The sequence below is a fragment of the Niallia circulans genome, from assembly GCF_007273535.1.
GTDB lineage: Bacteria > Bacillota > Bacilli > Bacillales > Cytobacillaceae > Niallia > Niallia circulans_B.
The window spans coordinates 1,767,212-1,790,879 of record NZ_RIBP01000004.1 but is presented as its reverse complement, the minus strand read 5'-3'; the positions used below and the strand labels follow the sequence as shown (position 1 = coordinate 1,790,879).

At 37.8% G+C, this 23,668-nt stretch carries 21 protein-coding genes and 1 pseudogene; 7 read left to right on the top strand and 15 right to left on the bottom strand.

Going from position 1 to position 23,668, the window contains the following annotated elements:
* Positions 1–10: 10 nt before the first annotated feature.
* The gene (locus CEQ21_RS16645) at positions 11–2,365 is read right to left on the bottom strand and encodes a 3-hydroxyacyl-CoA dehydrogenase/enoyl-CoA hydratase family protein (RefSeq protein WP_185765494.1); all 2,355 of its coding nucleotides are present in this window, start codon (positions 2,363–2,365) and stop codon (positions 11–13) included.
* 191 nt (positions 2,366–2,556) lie between these two features.
* On the opposite strand from CEQ21_RS16645, the gene CEQ21_RS16640 reads away from it, so the two are divergent.
* Genes CEQ21_RS16640 through CEQ21_RS16630 form a run of 3 tightly spaced genes read left to right on the top strand, consistent with a single transcriptional unit; the run spans position 2,557 to position 3,364 of the window.
* Positions 2,557–2,688 carry a YuzL family protein gene (locus tag CEQ21_RS16640; RefSeq protein ID WP_127738038.1) on the top strand — a complete coding sequence of 44 codons (132 nt, stop codon included), beginning with the start codon at positions 2,557–2,559 and terminating at the stop codon, positions 2,686–2,688.
* Positions 2,689–2,733: 45 nt separating this feature from the next.
* Positions 2,734–3,015: a hypothetical protein gene (locus CEQ21_RS16635; RefSeq protein WP_185765493.1), complete on the top strand. Its 282-nt coding sequence runs from the start codon at positions 2,734–2,736 to the stop codon at positions 3,013–3,015.
* Between the two features lie 13 nt (positions 3,016–3,028).
* Entirely contained in the window at positions 3,029–3,364 is a 336-nt protein-coding gene (locus tag CEQ21_RS16630; RefSeq protein WP_185765492.1) for a spore coat protein, read from the top strand.
* Positions 3,365–3,423: 59 nt separating this feature from the next.
* Here the strand turns inward: CEQ21_RS16630 and CEQ21_RS16625 are convergent, their stop codons facing one another.
* From CEQ21_RS16625 to CEQ21_RS16615, 3 genes are all read right to left on the bottom strand, one after another.
* Positions 3,424–3,672 (bottom strand): DUF2573 family protein, encoded by a 249-nt coding sequence (locus CEQ21_RS16625; RefSeq protein ID WP_185765491.1) that lies wholly within the window; start codon positions 3,670–3,672, stop codon positions 3,424–3,426.
* A 207-nt stretch (positions 3,673–3,879) separates the two neighbouring features.
* Positions 3,880–5,028 carry a rod shape-determining protein RodA gene (rodA, locus tag CEQ21_RS16620; RefSeq protein WP_185765490.1) on the bottom strand — a complete coding sequence of 383 codons (1,149 nt, stop codon included), beginning with the start codon at positions 5,026–5,028 and terminating at the stop codon, positions 3,880–3,882.
* A gap of 479 nt (positions 5,029–5,507) precedes the next feature.
* On the bottom strand, positions 5,508–6,788 hold the full coding sequence (locus CEQ21_RS16615; protein ID WP_185765489.1) for a methyl-accepting chemotaxis protein: 1,281 nt from the start codon (positions 6,786–6,788) through the stop codon (positions 5,508–5,510).
* 430 nt (positions 6,789–7,218) lie between these two features.
* Between CEQ21_RS16615 and CEQ21_RS16610 the strand changes: the two genes are divergently transcribed.
* Entirely contained in the window at positions 7,219–7,407 is a 189-nt protein-coding gene (locus CEQ21_RS16610) for a hypothetical protein (RefSeq protein ID WP_185765488.1), read from the top strand.
* Between the two features lie 135 nt (positions 7,408–7,542).
* On the opposite strand, the gene CEQ21_RS16605 is transcribed toward CEQ21_RS16610, so the two are convergent.
* From CEQ21_RS16605 to CEQ21_RS16560, 10 genes are all read right to left on the bottom strand, one after another.
* Positions 7,543–8,277, bottom strand: a complete 735-nt coding sequence (locus tag CEQ21_RS16605) for an amino acid ABC transporter ATP-binding protein (RefSeq protein ID WP_185765487.1) — start codon at positions 8,275–8,277, stop codon at positions 7,543–7,545.
* Positions 8,278–8,307: 30 nt separating this feature from the next.
* Positions 8,308–9,018 (bottom strand): amino acid ABC transporter permease, encoded by a 711-nt coding sequence (locus CEQ21_RS16600; protein WP_185765486.1) that lies wholly within the window; start codon positions 9,016–9,018, stop codon positions 8,308–8,310.
* Positions 9,005–9,823, bottom strand: a complete 819-nt coding sequence (locus CEQ21_RS16595; RefSeq protein WP_185765485.1) for an amino acid ABC transporter substrate-binding protein — start codon at positions 9,821–9,823, stop codon at positions 9,005–9,007. Before CEQ21_RS16595 ends, CEQ21_RS16600 begins: the two co-directional genes overlap by 14 nt.
* A 200-nt stretch (positions 9,824–10,023) precedes the next feature.
* Positions 10,024–10,566, bottom strand: a complete 543-nt coding sequence (locus CEQ21_RS16590) for a hypothetical protein (protein ID WP_185765484.1) — start codon at positions 10,564–10,566, stop codon at positions 10,024–10,026.
* 398 nt (positions 10,567–10,964) lie between these two features.
* Positions 10,965–12,827 (bottom strand): ABC transporter ATP-binding protein, encoded by a 1,863-nt coding sequence (locus CEQ21_RS16585; RefSeq protein ID WP_185765483.1) that lies wholly within the window; start codon positions 12,825–12,827, stop codon positions 10,965–10,967.
* On the bottom strand, positions 12,824–14,548 hold the full coding sequence (locus tag CEQ21_RS16580) for an ABC transporter ATP-binding protein (RefSeq protein WP_185765482.1): 1,725 nt from the start codon (positions 14,546–14,548) through the stop codon (positions 12,824–12,826). The genes CEQ21_RS16585 and CEQ21_RS16580 overlap by 4 nt, the downstream gene beginning before the upstream one ends.
* Positions 14,549–14,583: 35 nt before the next feature.
* Positions 14,584–15,030, bottom strand: a complete 447-nt coding sequence (locus CEQ21_RS16575) for a MarR family winged helix-turn-helix transcriptional regulator (RefSeq protein WP_185765481.1) — start codon at positions 15,028–15,030, stop codon at positions 14,584–14,586.
* Between the two features lie 116 nt (positions 15,031–15,146).
* On the bottom strand, positions 15,147–17,225 hold the full coding sequence (locus CEQ21_RS16570; protein ID WP_185765480.1) for a methyl-accepting chemotaxis protein: 2,079 nt from the start codon (positions 17,223–17,225) through the stop codon (positions 15,147–15,149).
* Between the two features lie 116 nt (positions 17,226–17,341).
* Complete coding sequence (locus CEQ21_RS16565; protein ID WP_235907276.1) at positions 17,342–18,289, bottom strand: phosphoglycerate dehydrogenase; 948 nt, start codon at positions 18,287–18,289, stop codon at positions 17,342–17,344.
* A 144-nt stretch (positions 18,290–18,433) separates the two neighbouring features.
* On the bottom strand, positions 18,434–19,426 hold the full coding sequence (locus CEQ21_RS16560) for a carbohydrate kinase family protein (RefSeq protein ID WP_185765478.1): 993 nt from the start codon (positions 19,424–19,426) through the stop codon (positions 18,434–18,436).
* Between the two features lie 223 nt (positions 19,427–19,649).
* On the opposite strand from CEQ21_RS16560, the gene CEQ21_RS16555 reads away from it, so the two are divergent.
* Positions 19,650–20,486 (top strand): undecaprenyl-diphosphate phosphatase, encoded by an 837-nt coding sequence (locus CEQ21_RS16555; protein WP_185765477.1) that lies wholly within the window; start codon positions 19,650–19,652, stop codon positions 20,484–20,486.
* A gap of 152 nt (positions 20,487–20,638) precedes the next feature.
* Positions 20,639–20,827, top strand: coding sequence for an aspartyl-phosphate phosphatase Spo0E family protein (locus CEQ21_RS16550; RefSeq protein WP_185765476.1), 189 nt, complete (start codon positions 20,639–20,641; stop codon positions 20,825–20,827).
* A gap of 34 nt (positions 20,828–20,861) precedes the next feature.
* Here CEQ21_RS16550 and CEQ21_RS16545 read toward each other — a convergent pair whose 3' ends face one another.
* Entirely contained in the window at positions 20,862–21,869 is a 1,008-nt protein-coding gene (locus CEQ21_RS16545; protein WP_185765475.1) for an AI-2E family transporter, read from the bottom strand.
* 402 nt (positions 21,870–22,271) lie between these two features.
* Between CEQ21_RS16545 and CEQ21_RS16540 the strand changes: the two are divergent.
* Positions 22,272–23,655: pseudogene (locus CEQ21_RS16540) on the top strand (amino acid permease).
* Positions 23,656–23,668: the final 13 nt, after the last annotated feature.

Here is a 23,668-nt window from a genome sequence, read left to right as displayed (position 1 = left end):
TCATGTCTGTCTACAATGGCAGGGGCTTACCTGCTGTTAGTACATGCAGCATTCTTTTTATCGTCTCTTTCTCCCGCAACAGATCTATAAACGCCTGTCTTTCCAATTGCAATAAATAATCTTCCTCCACTTCCGTATGAATCTCAACATCTCCACCAGTTATAACGTATGCAAGCTTCTCTGCAATAACTTCACCATGTTTTGATATTGCACCTTTGTCTGCAAATTCTTTTACCAGACCCATAAGAAATTGAAAGCCTTGTTTGCCTGCGACAGGTATTTTCATTTCTGTTCGCAGCTCATAGCCATTATCAAACATTTCAATTACGGCAGATTTAGCCTCTTCCATAACATTCATGCTGTTAAATGTTATCGTATCGCCGCTCTTTAGAAAGCCTGTTGCCTTGCCCTCTTCTGCTGATGTGGACACATTGCTCGTCAATATTGCTTTAAAGGCCTGCGCCGCTGCTGCAACAACATTTGGGTTTTCCTGCTCTGCCAGCATGTTTAAGTACAGCTCCTTCGTACCGCCACCACCTGGGATAAGTCCTGCACTCGTCTCAACAAGGCCAATATATGTTTCGATAGAGGCGTGAATTTTCTCAGCGGCAAGACAAATTTCTGCACCGCCACCTAATGTTTTACGATGGCTTGCTGCTGCGACTGGTTTTTTGCAATACTTAATGCGCTTCAGAACATCTTGAAATGCCTTCACCACTACCTGTAACTCGATATAATCTTGATTCTGTGCTTCAAGGAGCATCATCGCTAAATTTGCTCCTGCACTAAAGTTTTTGCCGCTGCTGCCTATCACAAGACCTTTAATTCTGTCCGTATTTTCCACCATATCAATTGTTTTGTTCAGCATCTTAATCATATCCATGCCGATGACATTATTTGGACTATGCATTTCAAAAAGAAGCACATCATCTTCCATGTCAATAATACTTGCCGCTTTATTTGAAGCAAGTATTCCGCCAATTTGCTTTCTATGCTTTAATCGATATTCGTCGCTCGTAAGCGGAATAGGTACATACTTTCCATTATGATAATAGAATTGTTTTCCATCTATCCTTTTATAAAAGCTAGTAAAGCCATTCTCCATCATTTGCTCAATCCATTCAGGCAGCTTCTGATTCTCCTGCTTCAGCTTTTCAAGTGATTCTGTCAGTCCTATTTCATCCCATGTTTCAAACGGGCCGCTTTTCCAGTTAAAACCTGTCTTGATTGCTAAATCTATTTGGAAGATATTATCTGCAATCTCTGTTGCATGTTCACCAGAATAAAGCAAATATGGCATTACACTTTTCCATAAAAAGGTTCCTTCCGTACTGTGATTATAAATAAGCTCCTTTAGCTTTTTACGTTTCTCGCTTCTTTTTGGCTTTAGTTCTTCTTCATATTGCATCGTATGATAATTAAGGACTAGAACTTTATCCTTTGTCTTCTTGTAGAACCCCTGCTTTGTTTTCCTTCCTAACAGGTTTTCATTAAGCATTTCTAGCAAGAATGCGGGAATCTTATACTGCTCCTTTTCCAAATTATCCTTTGTTCGGTTATGAACATTTTTAACAGTGTGAAAAAATGTGTCTAATCCAACCATATCAAGTGTTTGGAAGGTAGCACTTTTTGTTCTGCCAATAAGTGGTCCTGTCAGCTGATCTACTTCACTGATTGTCATATCCATCTGGACCATTGCTTCCAATGAAGTAAGAAAAGCATGTGCCCCGATTCGGTTAGCAATAAAGTTCGGAGTATCCTTGGCTTCTACCACTACCCTTCCTAAGACGGTTTCAGCAAATGATTTCATAAAGGAAATAACTTCACTTGAGGTGTTGTTTGTTGGGATGAATTCAAGCAATGATATATATCGTGGTGGATTAAAGAAATGAGTGCCTAAGAAATGGGCTTGAAAGTCATCTGACAGCCCTTCTTTCATCTGTGTAATGGATATTCCTGATGTATTGCTGCTAACAATGGACCCCTGTCTTCTTACTTTATCCACTTTTTGAAACAGTGCCTTTTTCGCAGTTATTTCCTCTGTGATAACCTCAATAATCCAATCTGCTTCCTTCAATCTTTCCAAATCATCTTCTGTATTGCCTATTTCCAGCAATGTCATGTGACTGATTGCCGTGAGCATGCTCGGTTTGCTTACTTTTATTCTTTGAAGCGCTTGTGCAGCAAACCTGTTGCGCACTTCTTTGTCAGCAAGGGCTAAGCCTTTTGATTGCTCCTCTTTCGAGAGGCTTGCAGGTATTTTATCAAGGAGCAATGTTGAAATACCCACATTTGCCAGATGTGCAGCAATGGCCGAGCCCATGACTCCGGAACCAATAACAGCTGCTTTCTTTATACTGTACATTCCGTCTTCCTCCTTCTTTAATCTACAAGTAAAGGCAAGGGGGTGAGTGCCTTCTTCTTTACAATAAAAAACAATGATGAACTTCTCAATAAACATATGCGGATTTTAATCCCATTTGCCGAAAAGAAAAAGTTTAATCTTTAAAACCGTCTAAATAGGCAATCCTAAAAAGGAATGAGGGGGTGAGTATTATGGCCAAGATGAAAAAAAATCCTTCTAAAGGTGGAGTTAGCGCTGCAAGTGTTAAGGGAGATGCTGGACCGACAGTTGAAAGTGATGGTGGCGGCAAAAGGAATAGCCAAAACAACCAGTATAAAAAATAAGGATTGCGATTTTCATACTTTTTATTAGGAAATGGAGGTACATTAATGCAACAGCAAGCAATTAACAGTATGAACCAAAACCAAGGAATAATGATGCAACCGCCTGTAATGGTTACAGTCAAAGACTCCTTGTATTTAACTGATATGCTTTCTTGGAATCTGCTTGCCATTAAAAAAGCTCATTTTTTCGCTCAAAATATTCAAGATGCCAATATGAAACTGCAAGCAGAAAAATGTGCTCAAATGCACCAGAAGCATTATGAAAAAATACTGGCTCACTTGAATGACACAAATCAAACTCAAACGTCAGGACTGCAGCAGCAGTGAACGGAGGTAAAGAATGAATCAACAAAAAGTTCAAAATCCAGAAAAACAGGTAGCCAAAACTCCACAAATGAACGACAGAGATTTCATTAATGATTTACTGGCAACAGAAAAATACATGACTGCTTCTTATTCAACGGCCCTTAATGAAGCAAGCAATGAAGTATTGTATCAGGATTTGCTCGGCATCTTTACCGAAACACAAAACATGCAGAGAGAGCTGTATGATCTTATGTTTCGTGCTGGCTGGTATAAGCTCGAATCAGCGGATCAGCAAAAATTGCAGCAATCCTTTCAACAGTTTAAAGGATATGAATCACAGTTTCCTAACGGAAACGGCGGCTTGCAATAAATAAAAAAGCTAGTAGCAAGGACAGCGGAATAGTTGTCCTCCTACTAGCATCATATGATTTATTTTGTTTTTTGTTTTTGAAAATCATTTAATTTTTTTATTTCACTTATCATGCCTACTATTTGCTGTTTTGCTTCAGGAAATTGGCCATTCCAATGCTTAACTAAACTTGGCATTGATTTTGCCATATGATTGTACAGCATCCAAATCTCCACTTCCTTCTTAAGATGCTCCTGTTCTTCCCCAAGCAATAACTCTGTATATTTTGTCACTAATGAATCAAATTGTTCGAGAAATTCTTTATCCAAACTTGTATCCTCCTCTTTTTTCATTTGACATTAAGTTCATTATATTTTATTATAAATTTAAATCAATTGATAATGATTATCAATATTGATTAAACCGCACTAGTGGTCTCACCTATTATTTTTCCCCCTCATAAAAAAATAATAGCCCCTGAGCCAATACTAGAAAAAAAGATGTCCTAAGAAAAGGACATCTTTTTTGTTGCCAATTTATTCATTACTTGAGAACATATACTTTTTATAATGGAAACGTATCGAGAAGATAAGCCCAATGGCCAACATATTACCAAGCAAGGAACTTCCTCCATAGCTTATAAATGGCAAGGGGATACCTGTTATCGGTAATACTCCAACAGTCATACCAATATTTTGGAACACATGGAAGGTTATCATACTGATGACACCAACACAAATGCATGTGTAAAAGGAGTTTTTCGTTTCAAGCGCAACTTTAGTTATGTGATAAATCAGCAGAAAGAACAAACTTATGATAACACTCGCACCAATAAATCCGAATTCCTCTCCGACAACGCTGAAGATAAAGTCTGTGTGATTTTCCGGCAAAACAACTTCGCTTGTGCCAATCCCTTTTCCTGTCGTCTGCCCTGAACCTATCGCAAGTAATGACTGTGTCAAATGATAGCCAGTAGAGCTTTGATAATTATATGGGTCTAACCATGAATAAATTCTTCCAAATTGGTATTCCTGCACACCTAAATACTTCTTCAGCCACTCTGGATGCCAAATTACCATATACAGCACTCCAGTAGCTATGGATATTCCGCCGCCAAATATCGGCGTTATTATCTTCCAAGAGATACCTGATATAAAAATCATCCCAACCATTATGGCAATAAGTACAAGCGATGTACCTAAATCAGGCTGCTGCATAACAAGCAGCAATGGTACAAATGTAATTCCGCCGATTTTCAGCAGCAATAAGAAATCGCTCTGGGTAGTCTTTGAGATATGCTTTTCCTGATGGTCCACAATAATCTTAGATAAGGTTAAGATTAAAAAGACTTTAACGAACTCAGAAGGCTGTAAAGAGAAGCCAGGCAGTGTAAACCAGCTTTTCGCACCATTGATTTCGCGAGCGATACTAGAAGGTGCAACAATTAGCAGCAAAAGGAGCACAAGTCCAAATCCATATAAATACCAGGACAGTTTTTTCAGCTGATCTGAATCCAATTGCATAATTCCCGCGATAATCGCCGTTCCAATTACATAAAAGACAACTTGTTTAATAACAAAACTCGAATTGGCACTATAAATGGCAACAAGACTTGCCAAGCTTAACAGCATTAATATAAGTACAAGTGTAAAGTCTATTTTTGATGTATTCCTGTTTGGGGTCATTTCTCATTGCTCCTCGAATATGTGAAAACTTAAGTTAAATGGTTTAAAAAAGAGTAACCTACATAATAGTTTATACAATTCTTCATTATATTTGTAATTGCAGTAAATAACAACTTTCGACAAGGATTTAATGAAAATTTAATGTAATCCTCCATATTATTCCACTTAGTATTTTTAATATTGTCACGGGAAGAAAATCTGTAACTCTTTTTATAGATGTTAATATATACTTCCTAGCTTAAGTCTACCTTAAAATATTATGTTCATCCATTGCACAGGGAGGAATGGATCATCTTCGGCTCCGCCTGCGGGGACTAAAGCGTCTCTATTTCACGCAAGTGTTGAGTGACCTCCGCTCCATTTTACTAAGGTTTTTTAAGTTTTGTTTATTCCTAAAAACACAAATAAAACCGAGCTAATCGATAATTCGGTAATCGATTAGCTCGGTTTTATCTAGACTAACTACTTATATCCCATTCTTACTTATGATATATCTTAACTACTTCCACTAGGTCATCTGCGATTTGTGCAAGGGATTGTGTGGATACTGTTATTTCTTCAATTGCTGCTAATTGTTCTTGGGAAGAAGCAGATACATTCATGGAATTTTGGCTGTTTTCTTTTGCAATGGTTGTGACTTGATCAACAGATCCGGCCACTTCAACAATGCTTGCATTGATGTTTTTCGCTGCAGCAAGGATGTTTTTCATCTGATCACTCATATTCTCCATGCTGCTTGAAATGACGTTGAATTTTTCCTTCGTATTGTTTGTTATATTTATGCCGTCTTTCACTTCATCTGTTACTCTTCTCATCGTCTTAACAGAGGTTAATGTGTCTTTTTGAATTTCATTAACGAGAACGGCAATCTGTTTAGCTGATTGATTCGATTGTTCAGCAAGCTTTCTGACTTCCTCTGCAACAACAGCAAACCCTTTCCCTGCTTCGCCTGCTCTTGCTGCTTCAATGGCTGCATTCAGAGCCAGCAGGTTAGTCTGATCAGCAATTTCGGTAATGACATTTAAGAATTGGCCAATCTCTTGGGAGCGCTCCTGCAGAAGCTCAATTGTTTGGTTCGATTCTTTGACTGAATTTTGGATAAGGCTCATTTGTTTAACAGTGCTTTCAACAACCTCTTGTCCTTCTTTTGCCTTATTAACTGTGTCATTCGATGCTTGAACCATCTCTTCTGTATTTTTGGCGATATCCATTATTTCACTATTCACTACTGAAACTGCATCTGCGACACTTTCCATACCCTTTGTTTGTTCTTCAGAACCGACAGCAACACTTTGGATGGCCGAAGAAATTTGCTCCGATACATGACTTGTTTCTACTGTATTAGCTGTAAGTGTTTCTGCAGATGAATTAACTATTCCAGCAGTTTCATTTACTTTGTCTACCATCGATTTAATGGAGTCTTTCATTAAAACAAACTCGTCAGTCAATTGACCAATTTCATCATTTGATTTTTTTTGAAGGTCAATTTCAAGGTTTCCTTTGCGAATCTCCTTCGTTGCTGCAAGCAGATTTTTAATTGGCTTGATAATAATTCTGCGCGTGAATAAAGACGCAATCAAGGTTGTGAACACCAAGTTGATAACCGTATTAATGACCATTCCTAATTCTGGTGCGAAGATTCCCGCATTCCTAAGCATATCATTTAATTGTATGGATATAGGCGTGCTTATCATTGTTGCTAAAACAATAATGAAAGCTATTTTTGTCCGTAAACTATGAAACAGATTTTTCTTTTTCATTTTAAACCGCCCTAACTTTTTAATTTATAGGATATAATACCTAATACTTATAGGTACAATATAGCATATATTTATTTTATCGGTCATCTCATTTGATTTATTTAGCCATTTATTAGAACTTTCTTACTAGTTAAACAAAAAAAAGGAGCATTATGTGCATGCACATAATGCTCAAAAGTGAGAGGAGGTTATGGGGTTACGGTATAAAGAAAAGCGCTGTAACTCTTTCGGAAAAGATGATACAAGCTATTCTTTATACTTATTAGATATGCTTTTTCTGAGGAAAAGTGAGGGCTTATCCTGTTTTTTTCTGAAAAAGGGCAAGCCCCTAATAAAAAATTGATGCATGTCCATATCTGTCTTCTAAAGAGAATGGTCTTGCCATATACTGTAGGGGGAAGATTGTTGGTCGCTGTTAGGAGGGGCTCCATTGGAAAAACTCAAAAAGCTGTCAAGTGTCCAGTTTTGTATGGTCTGGACGTTTATCAGCACACTTTTGTTCTATATCATCACTGATATTTCCGTGTATACGATTGCTGCACTAATTGCTGGCATTGTACTTGCCTTCATTAATTTGCTGGAGGATGAAATTATTCATCAAAAAATACGGGGCGAATAATTTTTTTTAGAATGAATGTATAAAAATCAAAAAGGGAGACCACAATGTTATTACAAAGTGTAATTCCCCCTTTTGTTAAAGAGATATTAGGCAATCATCCCCCCTAAGGATTTATTAGCCGAATATCTCTTTTTTTTATTGCAGCAACTGCAGAAATCTTTTTGTTCTGTCTTCCTTTGGATTAGTAAAAAATTCTTCAGGAGTTGCCTTTTCTACGATATAGCCGCCATCCATAAATAAGACCTCGTCTGCTGCTTCTCTGGCAAACTTCATCTCATGTGTAACAACAATCATCGTCATTCCTTCTCTTGCAAGATCCTTCATAACTTTCAATACTTCACCGACAAGCTCTGGGTCTAGTGCTGATGTCGGCTCATCAAAAAGCATAACTTCCGGTTCCATCGCAAGCGCGCGCGCAATACCAACACGCTGCTGCTGTCCTCCTGAAAGCTGATAAGGGTAAAAGTCCAGCTTATCGGCCAAGCCAACCTTAGCGAGAAGCTGTTCTGCCTTTTTCCGAGCTTTTTCCTTATCCTCTTTTTTGACGATAACCGGTCCTTCCATTACATTTTGTAATGCTGTCTTGTGAGGAAACAGGTTATAGCCTTGGAATACCATACCTGTCAGTTTACGAAATTCTGTTACTTCTTTTTTAGAAACTTTCTGAGAGAAATCAATGCTTTTATTGCTGATAGCAATCGTTCCTCCAGATGGTGTTTCAAGAAGATTCAAGCAGCGAAGCATTGTTGTTTTCCCTGATCCAGATGGTCCAATCACAACAATCACTTTCCCTTTTTCTACATTTAAACTAATGTCCTTTAAAACCTCCAGCTCTCCAAAGCTTTTGGATAGGCCTGTAATCTTAATCATTTGGCATCCTCCTTTCTGCAATTGTGTTGTCTATTTAAGCAAATGCCTGCTGAAGCGGTCCTCCAACCTTTGCTGAACAATGGATAGCGGAAAACAAATTAGCCAATAAAGCAAAGCTACTTCTGAATACAGCAGTAAAAACTCGTAGTTAGTACTTGCAATCTCCTGTGCCTTGCGGAACATTTCCGTAACAAGGATAAGTGCCGCAAGTGATGTATCCTTTATCAAACTGATGAATGTGTTTGATAATGGCGGCAGAGACACTCGGGCTGCTTGTGGCAGAATAATTCTTTTTAAATTCTGTCCGTATGTCATTCCAATAGAATAGCCTGCCTCCCATTGTCCCTTTGAAATACTCGAAATCGATGCTCGGACAATTTCTGACGCATATGCGCCGACATTCAAGGAGAAACCGATAATTGCTGCCGGCACTGGATCGATGGTAAGGTGTTCCGTACTTAAATTCGGAAGACCATAAAAAATAATAAAGAGCTGTACTAATAACGGTGTACCTCTAATTATGGAAACATAGACACGAGCAATAATTTGAAAAATCTTTACGCTCGATAAACGCGCAAGGGCGGTTAGCACCGCGAGAACAAGACCGATGATGAAAGACACAATGGCTAAAGGCAACGAATACAAAAAGGCCCCCTTCAGCAAAGGCAGAAGGGAACTTGTTGCTATATCCGTATAACGTTGAAGCTGCTCAGGATCTGTAAAGATATTATTTAAGAACATCTTCCCCGAACCATTTCTCAGATATTTTTTTGTATGTGCCATCATCGATCATATCTGTAAGTGCTTTATTAACCTCTGTTACTAATGATTCGCTGTCTTTTCTAAACATTAAACCACTTTGTGCCACATCATCTGCTGAGTCTGCAATGACGATGTCTGTGTCAGGCTTTTGGTTTTTATAATCTAAGAATGACAGTTTATCATTGACTGTTGCATCAACACGGCCAGAGTTCAGCAATTCAACCGCTTGGTTAAAGCCATCAATACCGACAAGTTCAGCACCGTAAGACTCTGCTGTTTTCGCATAGTTGCTTGTTAGTGACTGAGCTGATTTCTTGCCTTTAAGGTCTTCAAAGCTTTTAATATCTGAATCAGACTTCGTAACTAGAACTGCTGTAGAGGAGATATATGGATCTGAGAATAGATATTTCTCTTTTCTCTCATCATTAATACCTACTTGGTTTGCGATCATGTCAAAACGTTTTGCATCAAGACCTGCAAAGATTGCATCCCATTGTGTTTCTTTAAATTCTACATCGACGCCAAGACGCTTGCCTACTTCTTGAGCAATTTCAACGTCAAATCCTGTTAAATCGCCTGTTTTTTCATCATGAAAAGTGAATGGTGCATATGTACCTTCTGTACCAACGACAATTTTCCCATCACTTTTTATTTTTTCGAGCAAATCCTTACTGTTGTTATCAGCATTTGAATTTGAATCGTCTTTATCTGCATTGCTGCCACAAGCAGCCAATGCTATTGTTAAACTTAATAATAAGCATAGCAGTAAACTGAATTTCTTCATGCGAAAAATCCTCCTAATTCCGATATGTCTTGTAAGACAAAAGTTATCATATTATATCGAGAAGTTATTTGTCAAAAGTTATTTACTTTCTTTTTATATTTTCACCAAAAGCTTTTCTGATAACCATCTTTTTAATAAAAATAAAAAAAACCATCATTGGATGGTTAGGGATAAAATAGATATAAGTGCTATTAATGTATTTAAAAGGAAGCTGCTGGTTTTACATAATAATGCTGCAGTTTCCCCTCATATATATGCTCCATTTTATAATCATCAAGCAAATCATATGGCGTTACTAAAGATGGGTGTTTATTCCAATATAAAGCCCCGCTTTCATGTAAAACAGACGCGACAAATTGCGAACAGAAAAAAGCATTTTTACGGGGAAAAGGAATATTAAACATAATAAAAAACAAACCAATTAAGTTGTAGCGATAGCAATGCTTTTCCTTTTCAATCTGATTAATAATGTCCTTCATCTTGTCATGCTGCTCTTTTGTAACACGAATGCTATAGATGGCACAGCAGGCGTTTTTGAAAAATTCATCTCTAATATCTTCTTTAACAAACCCGCCGATGAAAGGATTTTTCGGTTTCTTTCGTCCAAAGCTGTAAACTTCTACTAACTGGGAGTCAAAAGAAATAGAGGCATGGTTATGTGGTTTTTTTGTAAAAAGCTTAATGCATCTTGTGAACAAGGTGCCAGTATCACTTAGTATTAAATAAACAGTCTGCTCATCCATTCTTAACCTCCACCAAAATTACATTTTATTGTATAACGATTTAATAATGCAAAAGGTTTCCATTTATGAAAAAATAGTCCATTCACCTTACTGATTACTGTATATAAGGATGAATTTCAGTAAATGAAGCTTTTCCCTCTTTTCATCATATAGACGTTTGCCGTTTTGGTGAACAAACTTTAGCATTATCTTTTCTCAGACTATAGGCTTAGAATTTACTATGAAATATTGGACAGATGATTTTTTTATTTCGTGTATGACTTTAAAGTTAGTTGTTTCCATATCAACTATTAAGAGTTGATATAGCTAAATCACTGATAGTAATAAAGAAAAAACCGAGTTATGTCGAAATTCACATAAGAGAATTCTGAATCATAGCTCGGTTTTTCTGCCAAATTTTAAGCTGTTGCTTCTGAAAATTGGCTGTTATATAAGTCTGCGTAAAATCCGTTTTGTTGCAGCAGCTCTTCATGGTTTCCTTGTTCGATCACTTGACCGTTTTTCATGACTAGGATGACATCTGCATCTTTAATGGTTGAAAGTCTATGTGCGATAACAAAGCTGGTACGATTTTTCATAAGCTCTGCCATTGCTTCTTGTATTTGTGCTTCTGTCCTTGTGTCGACACTGCTTGTTGCTTCATCTAGAATTAGCAAAGCTGGATCTGCTAATAGTGCTCTGGCAATAGTAAGTAATTGCTTTTGACCTTGCGAAATATTGGAACCATCTTCATTAATAACTGTTTCATAGCCATCAGGCAATGTTCGGATAAAGTGTGCGGCGTTTGCCAGCACAGCTGCTTTGCGCACTTCCTCATCTGTTGCACCTTGCTTGCCATAAGCAATATTGTCCCGAATCGTTCCTTTAAATAACCAAGTATCCTGGAGCACCATGCCAAACATGCTGCGCAAATGCCCTCGCTCCATTGTGGAAATATCAACATCGTCAATTTTAATAGAGCCTTGATTAAGGTCATAAAACCTCATTAATAAGTTGATTAGGGTTGTTTTCCCGGCGCCAGTTGGTCCCACGATTGCTACTTTCTGTCCTGGCTTAATTTGAATGTTCAAGTCTTTAATAAGCTCCTCATCCTCTTTATAGCTGAAATAGACAGAATTGAATTGTACGGCACCAGATGGATGGTCAATGACAGTCTTCTCATCCGAATTCTTCGATTCTTCCTCTTCATCCAATAGGTCAAACACCCTCTCAGCAGAGGCAATCGTTGATTGGATGACATTAGAGATATTGGAGAGCTGTTGAATAGGCTGCGAGAATTGTCTTGCATATTGGATGAAGGCTTGAACGTCTCCGACAGTAATTCTTCCTGCTGAAGCATAAATTGCTCCGATTACGACGACGAATACATAGCCGATATTATTAATAAATTGCATCAATGGCATGATCAGACCTGATATGAACTGAGACTTCCAACTTGATTCAAATAATTTATCATTAATACCGTCAAATGTTTCAATTGCTTTCTTTTCATGACCAAATGCTTTTACGATTTGATGACCTGTGAACATTTCCTCAATATGACCATTTAATGCACCTAATGATGCCTGCTGACTTCTGAACTGAACCTGTGAGCGTTTGGCAATTTTCACTGTTGCAAATATGCTCAAAGGAATAGTCAAAAAGCATACTAGTGCAAGAACAGGACTGATAGTAAGCATCATAATAATAACTCCGACAAATGTAATCACAGATGTAATTAATTGTGTCACACTTTGTTGCATCGTATTGTTGATATTATCAATATCATTAATAGCTCTACTTAATGTTTCACCATGTGGTGTTCTGTCAAAATATTTGAGCGGGAGTCTTTCCAGCTTTTCATGTACCTCTTGCCGCAGCTGGAATATTGTCTTCTGTGAAATATTGACCATAATAATCTGCTGTATATACATAAATAAGGAGCTGACGATGTAAAGAACAATAAGCCATAACAGAATTTGTCCAATTGCTCCAAAGTCAATGACAGCACCTGGTACACCGTTCATTTTGGCCATCAGCCCGTTAAAGATTTTATCAATTGCCTTTGCTAAAATCTTCGGGCTAAATACTGAAAAGACAGTGCTAAGAATGGCAGCTAGAATAACAAATAATAGCTGCAGCTTATATGCACCAAGGTATTTGGCAAGACGCTTCAGTGTGCCTTTTGCATCCCTTGCTTTTTGGACAGGCATATGGCTTGGACCCCCGTGGCCCTTTGAGGGAATCGGTGAATTATTTTTGCTGTGATGTTGTCCACTCATACTGTCTCCTCCACAATGCCTTGTGACTTCACAATTTCTTGGTATACGCTGCAACTGATAAGCAATTGCTCATGTGTCCCGATCCCCGCAACTTGCCCTTCATCCAACACAATTATTGTATCTGCATCTTTAATAGTGCTGACTCTTTGGGCAACGATAATAACATTGGCATCCGTAATATCTTCCTTTAATGCTTTCCGTAAATTTGCATCTGTTCGATAATCAAGTGCGGAAAAACTATCATCAAACAAGTAAATATGCGGCTTTCTTACGAGTGCTCTTGCAATGGACAAACGTTGCTTTTGTCCTCCAGACAAATTCGTACCGCCTTGTGAGATTTGCGACTCAATCCCCATTTCAAGCTGATCAACGAATTCCTTCGATTGGGACGTTTCTAATGCCTTGGCAATCTCACCCTCTGTAGCATCTTCCTTCCCATAACGAATGTTATCTGCAATTGTGCCTGAAAATAAAACTGCTTTTTGCGGTACATAGCCAATCGCATGACGAAGATCACTTTGAGCGTATTCTGTTATGTTTTTTCCATCTACAAGGATTTCGCCATTATTAACATCATAAAATCTTGTTATTAAATGGAGAACAGTCGATTTTCCTGAGCCTGTTCCGCCAATGATGGCTGTTGTTTTTCCAGGCTGCATTCGAAACGAGAGTCCTTCGAGCACCGGCTTCTCTGCTAAGGGATAAGAAAAGCTTACATTGCGGAATTCAATTTCCCCTTTGTTAAGCATGCCACCGGCAGACTCCTTGTCCGGCATTGTTGGTAAAATATCAAGTATCTCATTAATACGGTCTGCTGAAGCGGATGCTCTTGGCATCATCACAAAAATCATGCTGACCATCATAAGTGAAAACATTATTTGCATTCCATATTGGACAAATGCCATAATATCGCCAACTTGCATATTGCCTTGGTCCACTTGAATGCCGCCAAACCAAATGATAGCGACAGTCGATAGGTTAAGAACAATCATCATAATCGGCATCGTAACTGCCATTATTTTGTTTACTCTTAATGCTGTGGTAGTCAAATCCTCGTTCGCGCGCAGAAAACGCTCCTTTTCAAATTCTTCCTTATTGAAGGAGCGGATAACACGAACACCAGTTAAATTTTCTCGAAGTACGCCATTCAAGTTATCAAGCTTTCCTTGCATTACCTTAAACAACGGGATACCTTTTTTGATAACAAGATAAATAATAAGTGCAAGCACTGGAATGGCTACTACAAATATTAAAGATAATTTCGCATTCTTTGATACAGCCATGACAATTCCGCCAATGCACATCATCGGTGCGAGCACGACCATTCTTAAGATCATCATCGTCACTTGCTGTACTTGATTGATGTCATTAGTTGTTCTGTTTATTAAAGAGGAAATGCCGACACGGTTTGCTTCCTCTACACCAAAGCTTTCTACCTTGTAAAACATCTTTCGTCTTAAATCTTTTGCAAAAGATGACCCTACCTTTGAGGAATAGAAGCTTGAGATGCATGCACATATTGTCCCAAACGCTGCAACACCAATCATCCATCCGCCGATCTCAAGCATATATCGAATATCATTCTGGACGATTCCGTAGTCGACTATATCTGCCATAAGTGTCGGCAAATATAATTCCGCTAAAACACGGAACAACGTCAAAAGCAATATGATGGCAACACCTATCTTATATGGTTTTAATCCTAGCAGCAGCTTCTTCATCAATTATCCTCCAGTTTATTCTTCGCTAGCTTCATTTACTCTTTTCTGTTGGCTTCCTTTGAAAAGAAACTGTAGACCTCATCTAATAATTCAATAAGGCTGTTGCTTTTCTCTTCTCCTAAGAAATCAACTAAATTACAATACTTTTCTTCCACCTTTTGAAAAATCTGTGTAGTAATATCGTTTCCTTTATCTGTTAAGACAATTCTCATAATCCGCCGGTCCTGTTGATCATTAATCCTGTCGACATAGCCGGACTTTTCTAATACATTGATAACTTGTGTGACAGATGGTGAGGTAATCTTTAAGGCTGTACTCAAATCCTTCACGGTAATAAGCTTTTCCTTCTCTTGGTTCCCTTTTTTTATGGCCATAAGCATCATAATTTCGCTTCGTTTTAAGCCATGCATGGTATGACCTGTATGGCTTAACTTCTGAAATTGTCTGATTGCATGCAGCAATCTATGTGGCAGCTCTTCCAAACTATTCCCTCCTTTAATAATTAGGTAGGCTACCTAATTATATGGAAGTGTATTTTCGTTTGTCAATTTAGAGAAACTAATAAAAAATAACCCGCCTATTCGGCGGGTTGCTTGTATTACACTTTAAATTTATTCACAATCACAAGCAGTTCTTCGGCCATTAAAGTTAATGCTTTTGCTGAAGCATTAATTTCTTCCATGCTGGCAAGCTGCTCTTCTGAAGCTGCTGCCACCTCTTCTGCACCTGCCGCATTGCCGACAGCAATTGTGGCAATATCACTGGCAGCTGAAGACACCTCTTGTAAGCCTGCAGACATTTGCTGTGCAGCTCCTGATACATCCTCCATCTGTGGCCCCATGTCACTAGTGCTTTTAATGATTTGGGCAAACTTGTCTGAGGTTGCTTCTGAAATAGATAGCCCATCTTCCGCATTTTTGGATACCTCGCCCATTATTACGACAGATTGATCTGTATCTTTTTGGATGTCAGCAATCAAAGACGAGATCAGCTTCGCAGATTCTTGCGATTGTTCGGCAAGCTTGCGCACCTCATTTGCTACAACTGAAAATCCTTTGCCATGTTCGCCAGCTCTTGCTGATTCTATTGCAGCATTCAATGCCAGCAAATTAGTTTGATCTGCAATAGACCCGATCACTTGAATGATTTTGCCTATTTCCTTAGAACGGTTGTTTAATGCTCCGATTACCTCATTTGATTGAATAATAGAATGATGGATAAACTTCATTTGCTTTAAGTTCTTCTCTACAAATGCTCCGCCTTCTTCTGCCAATTGATGTGTATCCTTCGAAAGGGCAGCAACAGCAGTCGACTTATCTGCTATTTTAATCACTCCCTGAAGCACATCCTCAATGGAAGTGGATGTTTGACCAATACTTGTAGTTATGTTTTCAGCATCATTAGCAATTTGCTGAACAGATGTTGTCACCTGATTAGAAGCAGCTGTCGTTTGACCGGCACTTGCTACTAACTGTTCAGATGAAGCTGTCACCTGCTCCATAGAATGATTTAAATTTGTTACAACCTCGCGCAAAGTTTGCTGCATGCTAGCAAAGCTCTTGGCAAGCAAACCAATCTCATCACTTGCTTCCATTGTAATATCCTCTGTCAAATCACCGTCAGAGATACGCTCTGCACTTTTTGCTAGTAATTTTAGTGGCATGATTATTGAACGAATAATATAGAAGATAAGTGCTCCGCCAATAAGAAGTGCAGCAATCAGCACAATACCTGTTGTTGAAAATATAGTCGAAGATGAATTGCTGATTTCAGATTGATTCATGATGCCAGCTATTTTCCAGCCTGTTTTTGAATCAGACTCATAGATAGCAAGCTTTTCCTGTCCATCCTGGGTATAAGATACTTCGCCTGAATTTTCTTTATATAAATCCTGGACCCATTTGGCGTTGTCATCCGATTTTGAATCAGCTTTTGAGTTAGGCTGATATATATAGTTTCCTTGGGCATCAAGAAGAATCATATAGCCCTGTTCGCCAATTTTCGAGCCTCTAACCATATCTGTTAATGAACTAATCTTTAAATCAATGGCAATAACGCCTTTTTTGTCATATGTAACCTTTGAAAATGTAACAATAGAGTTTCTAGTCTGCTCATCCTCTCGCGGCTGAAGCATGACGACATTTCCGTATGAATCAAGGGCTTCCTTATACCAGCTTTGATTTAAGGCATCCATCCCAGCAGGAACTTCCTGGTTCGCATTTCTGTATACTTCGCCGTCTTCTCTCACGTAATAAACATTGAGAACATCTTGGTTTTGTCCTAAATACTGGGTGAATATTCTTCTTATTTCATCCCTATCACCATTAAGCATCGAAGCACTGATTGCATTTGCCAAGAAAGTAGCATCCTGCTCTTTTTTTGTTGTGATGGCAGCAACCTCATTATGGATAAACTTGACGCTTTCATGTGAGGAAATAATCAAGTTTTGCTCGATTTTTTCTTTTGCTATTATATAGGACACAATGGAAATGATTAAGCTTGGAATTAGAAGGATAGTAAGAAAGGATAAGATAAGTTTTTTTCGGATAGAAATAAACTTCTTTTTCCTTTTGTGTGTTTTTACTTTTTTTGCCTTCATCAACCACTTTCTTTTAGGATTTGTGTTCTTACTTCCACCCTCTTTCCTTTTGAAAAATTTACTTATTTTGCTTTTCATCAAAACTACTCCTTTTGGTCTATTTATAAAAATATTCTTATAAATCAAAATACCTAGGTTCATTATAGCAAAAAAATAAATTTTTCTGAATAAATTATCTATAAAAAATATTCATTTTAGTCATTTTTTGTAACTATATGTTGTAATTCCTTACTTTGTAAGTAACTTCTTATGTTTTGCAAAATAGCATTCCCAATTCTTTTCGAGCATTCCTCTGTTGCCCCGCCAATATGACTAGTGCAAACAACATTGTTAAGCTGAGCCAATTCTAGGTCTGGTGGCTCACTGCTAAACACATCTAAAGCTGCTCCTTTAATCTGCTCCGCCTTTAAACTGCGGATAAGTGCCTTTTCATCAATTAAATCTCCTCTTGAGATATTGATTAAATAAGCAGAATTTTTCATTAATGTAAGCCGTTCTTCGTTAATTAAATGATAGGTCGACTTTTTGAGATTTGTGCAAATCACGATAAAATCTGCAGTGCTTAACAGCTCTTCCAGACTGACAAAATGCACCCCTAGTCTTTGCGCTTCCGCTTCATCCTTATAGTTTGCATATGTGACAATATCCATATCAAAACCAGTCGCCCGCTTCGCTACTTTTTTCCCGATTTCTCCAAAGCCAATTATTCCTAGCCGCTTTCCTTCTATTTCATTTCCTATATGAAGCTTCCATCCACCGTTTTTAACTAGGTCATTGGAAGTGGGTAAATTTCTGGCAATGGACAACATTAACCCGAAGGTCAAATCTGCAACAGACGATGCATTTTGACCCGGAGTATTCGTCACAATAATGCCGCTTTCTGCTGCTGCATCTAAATCAATATTATCAATCCCAGTACCGAACTTAGAAATATATTTAAGATTTGGTGCTGCTTCTATCGCCCTTCTATCCATATTTTCTACACCTGTCACAATTATTTCGGCATCATGAAGATAGCCAGATATGCTCTCCTTCTTTGTCGTAATACTTGTGACTGTTGCGCCAAGACTTGTTAATTCCTTTTCCAGCTTTCTTTTTTCCTCTATAAATCCATCACTTAAAGATAATAAAATGTTCGTCAACTTTGTTCCCTCCAACTTAGAAATAACTTTTTTATTTATTCCACCATTATTATACAGAATTTTCAGATTAATAATCCAGTACATTTAACAATCGGTGTCATAAAAAATTACATGAAAAAATCCAACTTTATTTAAAAGCTGGATTTACCGTTTCATTTTGTCTGGCTTTATAAACAACTCGTCTACAATCTGACAATAGTTGCCGATATCAGGAAGTGAACCTACTTTTGTTGCAACTAATGCCCCCATAATATTACCGTTATAACCATAACTAACTGCTTCTTTGATTGTTGCAGGAAAGCCATACATATGGATACAAAATAGGACTGCAGCCATATAAGCATCACCGGCACCTGTTGTATCAATTGCCTCTACTAATTTGCCTCTAATAAATTCTGTTTGTCCTTGAAAAATAACATATGCTCCTTCTTTGCCTACTGTCACATAGATAAGGGGAACAGGAATTTCGGTTGCCTTTTCAAGCGCAGCTTCAAGACTAGTTTCTTCCATTAACAAAAGAAGTTCTTCTTCTGAAAGCTTGATAGTATCAGCCTTAGGCAAAAAGCGAAGAATTGTGCTTCTGCAATGCTCTTCACTTTCCCACCTTTTTAAACGGATATTTGCGTCAAAGCTGATGAAAGCATTGTTTTTCTTGGCTGCTTCTAATGCTTTTCTAGTTGCTTCCTTAGCTTTTTCATGAAACAAAGTTCCTGATCCAAAGTAAAACAGTTTCCTGTTAATAAAAGCATCCTCTTGAATATCCTTGCTGGTAAGCACATCATCAGGTGTTTCATTCATGTATGAGTGAAAGATCCTGTCGCCATTTTGATCTAAATGGATATAAACACACGGAAGCTCCTTTGCTGGCGTATGCACACTGTAATCCAGCTTAATAGACTCCTTAATCAATTCTTCTTTCACGAACTTACTGTCTTGGCCATCCCCTAGCTTTGTAACATAATAGCTTGCCATTTTATACCTGCTTAAATGAACAGCTGCATTCACAGATGCTCCTCCAAGCCGTTTCTCATATTTATCGTTGTTCTCATCGATCGATAGATAGTCTATAAATGCATCTCCGACAGATATTGCGCCTTGATGTTCCAATGTCATCTTCATTACCTCTAATCTGTTCATATCTTCTCATTTTATTGTAAAAAGCGGATAAAGTGAAACCCTTTTAGGTTTTTTCACGTCATTATATTGGTGCGATACTATAGTTCCTAAATCCTATAAAAAAGTGATAGCTACCCAAATAAATGGGAGTGTTTCTTTTTAAGTAAATTTGTTATGATAGTTTAGGACATGCACACGAAACCAAAGATACTAAAATACATATATAGCATTAGGAGTGGATAGTTTGGACGTTTTATGGGAAATAGTAGTTGCCATCATCTTGGGGATAGTAGAAGGGCTTACAGAATTTGCGCCTGTTTCCTCTACTGGCCATATGATTATCGTGGATGATTTACTGCTTAAATCAGAGGAATTGTTTAACCCTGCTGTAGCCAATACCTTTAAGGTTGTCATCCAATTAGGTTCGATCTTGGCTGTTGTAATTCTTTTCTGGGACCGTTTTATGAATTTGCTTGGCTTGAAAAAAGATATTAACGGCAAGAAAATTGTTGGACCAAAATTAAGCCTTGTACAGGTTATTATTGGTTTATTACCTGCAGCTATTCTTGGTTTCCTTTTCGAAGATTATATTGACTCAAAGCTTTTTGGAATTGAAACAGTCGTTTATGCACTTATCGCTGGAGCAATATTAATGATAATTGCAGATTTCACTCAAAAAAGAAAAAAGCCGACTGTTGAAACAGTCGACCAAATCACTAATAAGCAGGCATTTTTAATTGGCCTTTTCCAATGTATCGCATTATGGCCTGGTTTTTCCCGTTCTGGCTCAACGATTTCAGGCGGAGTACTGCTTGGATTAAGCCATCGTGCCGCAGCTGACTTTACCTTCATTATGGCAGTGCCAATTATGGCAGGAGCAAGCTTCTTATCCTTATTGAAAAACTGGGAATACATTACTACAGATGCCCTGCCGTTTTTTATCGCCGGCTTTATCGCTGCATTTATCTTTGCATTGATTTCAATCAAATTCTTCCTGCAATTAATAAACAAAATTAAATTGGTGCCATTCGCCATTTATCGTATAGTTGTTGCAGTTATTATCATTATTGTATTCTTTTAAAAAGAAAGCTATCAAGCTTTCTTTTTTTTGAACAAATAGCGCTAATCAGTATAAAAGAACTAATTTCCTTCATTTTACGACAAACACTTTTTATTTCCCCCTTATTTTGGTAACATGCAAAAAGTAAGTTCAAATCCAAGGAGCCTGCCAAAATGCCAAATCTTTCAAGGGAAAACGAAGATATTAAGGAGTTGCTGCGAATGATAGACCATTTAAGAAACGAATTGGTCAAAACAGCATCAAATGAGGGATTCTCAAGTCCCAATACAATTAGGATCAGCCAGCTGCTTGACTCCTATCTTGTCGAGTACCAGCGAAAGATGACTGGTATGAACAAATAAAAAAAACAAGTGCAAAATCGCACCTGTCCTTTTCCTACTTTTGCTTCTTATCCCCAACCTCTAAAATATCCAATAGGAAAATAAAAATTGGAATTCCGACAATCAGTCCCCATACACCAAAAAAATGCTCTGAAAAAATCAGCACTATAAATGTAAAGAATACTGGCAAGTCTGTTTTAGATGACATAAGCTTCGGATTAAGAATATACGCCTCGATAGCATGCACTACCATAACGATAATGATGACTGTAACTACCTTCGCAATACCACCAATTGAAAATGCAATGATACATAATGGAATCAATGAAATGATGACACCTGCAACAGGAATTAAACCTAAAAGGAAAATCATCATCGCAATTCCAAATAGCTGCGGAAATCCTAAAAAGTATAAGGAGATTGTTGTCAAACCGCAGTTTACTAATGCAATGATAAACTGTGCCTCAATTACCTTACCGAAAGTGCCCGCAAACTTCCGTCCAAAATATTGAAATTCTAAATAGAGCGGGGCAATCTTACTTTCACTGAACTTATGAGAAAAATTTTTAAGCCGGTCTTTCTCTAATAGGTAGAAAAGGCTTAAAATAATTGCCAAAAAGACCTGCAGACCAAGTTTTCCTATGTTTTTAAAATAACCGAGCACAAAGGAAAAGCCTTGCTCTAAATAACTGAATACCTGATATCGGCTAATTGTATCCATTATATAACTGATAACCGGATTATCATTCGGCCTCATATAAAAACGGATAATATTACGTACTAATTGTTGTATCTCATAAATAAAGACAGGCAAGTAAGCAGAAATTCCATAAACAAGCGCTCCTATAACAATAATATATAAGGCGATGACTATGATGCTCCGCTTAATCGGAAGTCTTTTGGAGAATACTTGCACAATCCGATCCATCAAAAAAGCAAAGATGAATGTAAATAAAATTAAATTAATCATGCTGCTCACTGCATAAAGAACGGCTGCAAACAAAACAAGAATAAAAAATCTTTTTACATCCTTGTTAGCAAAAATATTTTTGTACTCACCCATAAAAAGGACTCCTGACACCAATAAATTAAACGATCTAACGAAGGTTACTATGATAGCCAAAGAAATGAAATTTCTTCCATACAACCCTAAATTTTTTTTATATTAAACCTTTTATCTTTATTATCAATTTAGTTGAGCAAAATAACAAGTGTATTTTACTTTTGATTGAAGGATTGTTATCACCCAAACCGGGACTAACCTTATTCAACACTTGTCCATTCTTCCTATTAAATAGTAAATTATGGATTTATTTTTTCACAATGCTGCCACATTCATCATTTCAAGGGGTATTTTTTTATTTTTAGAAAATTCCCTCTTTACAGTTTTCTAAAATCTTAGTAAACTGGACAAAAGTTTCACCTTTAGATAAAATTCGATAAATTTCGACATCAGGAGGTTTCAATGAATATTTTTCGTAAAAAAGCTGTCGCCACTAGCTCAGCAACTTCATTAAATCGAGTATTAGGCGCTTTCGATTTAACAATGCTTGGTGTCGGAGCAATTGTTGGGACAGGCATATTCGTTCTAACAGGTGTTGCAGCAGCAAAATATGCAGGACCTGCACTTATTCTTTCATTTATCATCGCTGGACTTGCTTGTACATTTGCAGCATTATTCTGAGTTCGCATCCATGATACCTGAATCAGGAAGTGCTTACACATACAGTTATGTAGCTTTCGGAGAAGTAATCGCCTGGATACTTGGCTGGGACTTAGTGCTGGAATACGGACTCGCATCTGCCGCCGTTGCCAGCGGTTGGTCAGGTTACTTCCAAGGCTTACTTTCAGGTTTTGGCATCCACTTGCCGACCTTTATGACAAGCGCCTATAATCCTTCAGCAGGTACTTATATTGATATTCCTGCCATTGTGATTGTTTTTATCATTACACTTGTTTTAACTAGAGGCATCAAAGAATCTTCCAAGATGAACATCATTATGGTTATTATTAAACTCGCTGTTGTTCTATTGTTTATTGCTGTTGGTATTTGGTACGTTAAACCGGAAAACTGGACACCGTTTACGCCATATGGCTTCCAGGGTGTTGCAACTGGTGCAGCAGTCGTTGTGTTCGCATATTTCGGTTTCGATGCTGTTTCCACAGCTGCTGAAGAGGTAAAGAATCCGCAGCGTAACTTGCCAATCGGAATTATCACTGCATTAGGTATTTGTACAATTCTTTATATTATCGTATCGTTAATTTTGACTGGGATCGTGCCTTACGCACAACTTGATGTTAAAGATCCAGTAGCATTTGCTTTAAGCTTTATAAATCAAAACTGGGCTGCTGGCCTTATCTCTCTTGGTGCAATCATCGGGATAACAACTGTTTTAATGGTTATGATGTTCGGACAAACTCGTTTGTTCTACGCAATCAGTAAAGACGGCCTATTACCGAAACCTTTGCAAAGAGTGAGCCCAAAAAGCCAAGTACCAATTGTCAGCACATGGGTTACATCTGCATTAGTTGCTATTTTCGCAGGACTTGTACCGCTTAATCAACTAGCAGAGCTGACAAATATCGGAACATTATTCGCATTCTCAGCAGTATCATTAGGTGTCATCGTATTAAGAGTCAAACAGCCTGATTTAAAGAGAGGCTTCAGAACACCATTGGTTCCGATTATCCCAGGCTTAGCTGTTATTTTCTGTGTATACTTAATGCTGCAATTAAGCGCATTTACATGGAAAGGCTTTGCTGTATGGCTGACAATCGGATTAGTCATTTACATCGCATACGGTTATAGAAACAGTAAGCTAAATCAAAATAATAAAACAGCTTCTTAATCAAAAAGAACGG

Coding starts and splice junctions, on each gene's coding strand:
- CEQ21_RS16600 (WP_185765486.1), bottom strand. CDS start 9,018: ATGTTCTTAAATAATATCTTTACAGATCCTGAGCAGCTTCAACGTTAT.
- CEQ21_RS16590 (WP_185765484.1), bottom strand. CDS start 10,566: ATGGATGAGCAGACTGTTTATTTAATACTAAGTGATACTGGCACCTTG.
- rodA (WP_185765490.1), bottom strand. CDS start 5,028: ATGACCCCAAACAGGAATACATCAAAAATAGACTTTACACTTGTACTT.
- CEQ21_RS16630 (WP_185765492.1), top strand. CDS start 3,029: ATGAATCAACAAAAAGTTCAAAATCCAGAAAAACAGGTAGCCAAAACT.
- CEQ21_RS16585 (WP_185765483.1), bottom strand. CDS start 12,827: ATGAGTGGACAACATCACAGCAAAAATAATTCACCGATTCCCTCAAAG.
- CEQ21_RS16570 (WP_185765480.1), bottom strand. CDS start 17,225: ATGAAAAGCAAAATAAGTAAATTTTTCAAAAGGAAAGAGGGTGGAAGT.
- CEQ21_RS16635 (WP_185765493.1), top strand. CDS start 2,734: ATGCAACAGCAAGCAATTAACAGTATGAACCAAAACCAAGGAATAATG.
- CEQ21_RS16595 (WP_185765485.1), bottom strand. CDS start 9,823: ATGAAGAAATTCAGTTTACTGCTATGCTTATTATTAAGTTTAACAATA.
- CEQ21_RS16560 (WP_185765478.1), bottom strand. CDS start 19,426: ATGAACAGATTAGAGGTAATGAAGATGACATTGGAACATCAAGGCGCA.
- CEQ21_RS16615 (WP_185765489.1), bottom strand. CDS start 6,788: ATGAAAAAGAAAAATCTGTTTCATAGTTTACGGACAAAAATAGCTTTC.
- CEQ21_RS16545 (WP_185765475.1), bottom strand. CDS start 21,869: ATGGGTGAGTACAAAAATATTTTTGCTAACAAGGATGTAAAAAGATTT.
- CEQ21_RS16645 (WP_185765494.1), bottom strand. CDS start 2,365: ATGTACAGTATAAAGAAAGCAGCTGTTATTGGTTCCGGAGTCATGGGC.
- CEQ21_RS16580 (WP_185765482.1), bottom strand. CDS start 14,548: ATGAAGAAGCTGCTGCTAGGATTAAAACCATATAAGATAGGTGTTGCC.
- CEQ21_RS16550 (WP_185765476.1), top strand. CDS start 20,639: ATGCCAAATCTTTCAAGGGAAAACGAAGATATTAAGGAGTTGCTGCGA.
- CEQ21_RS16605 (WP_185765487.1), bottom strand. CDS start 8,277: ATGATTAAGATTACAGGCCTATCCAAAAGCTTTGGAGAGCTGGAGGTT.
- CEQ21_RS16640 (WP_127738038.1), top strand. CDS start 2,557: ATGGCCAAGATGAAAAAAAATCCTTCTAAAGGTGGAGTTAGCGCTGCA.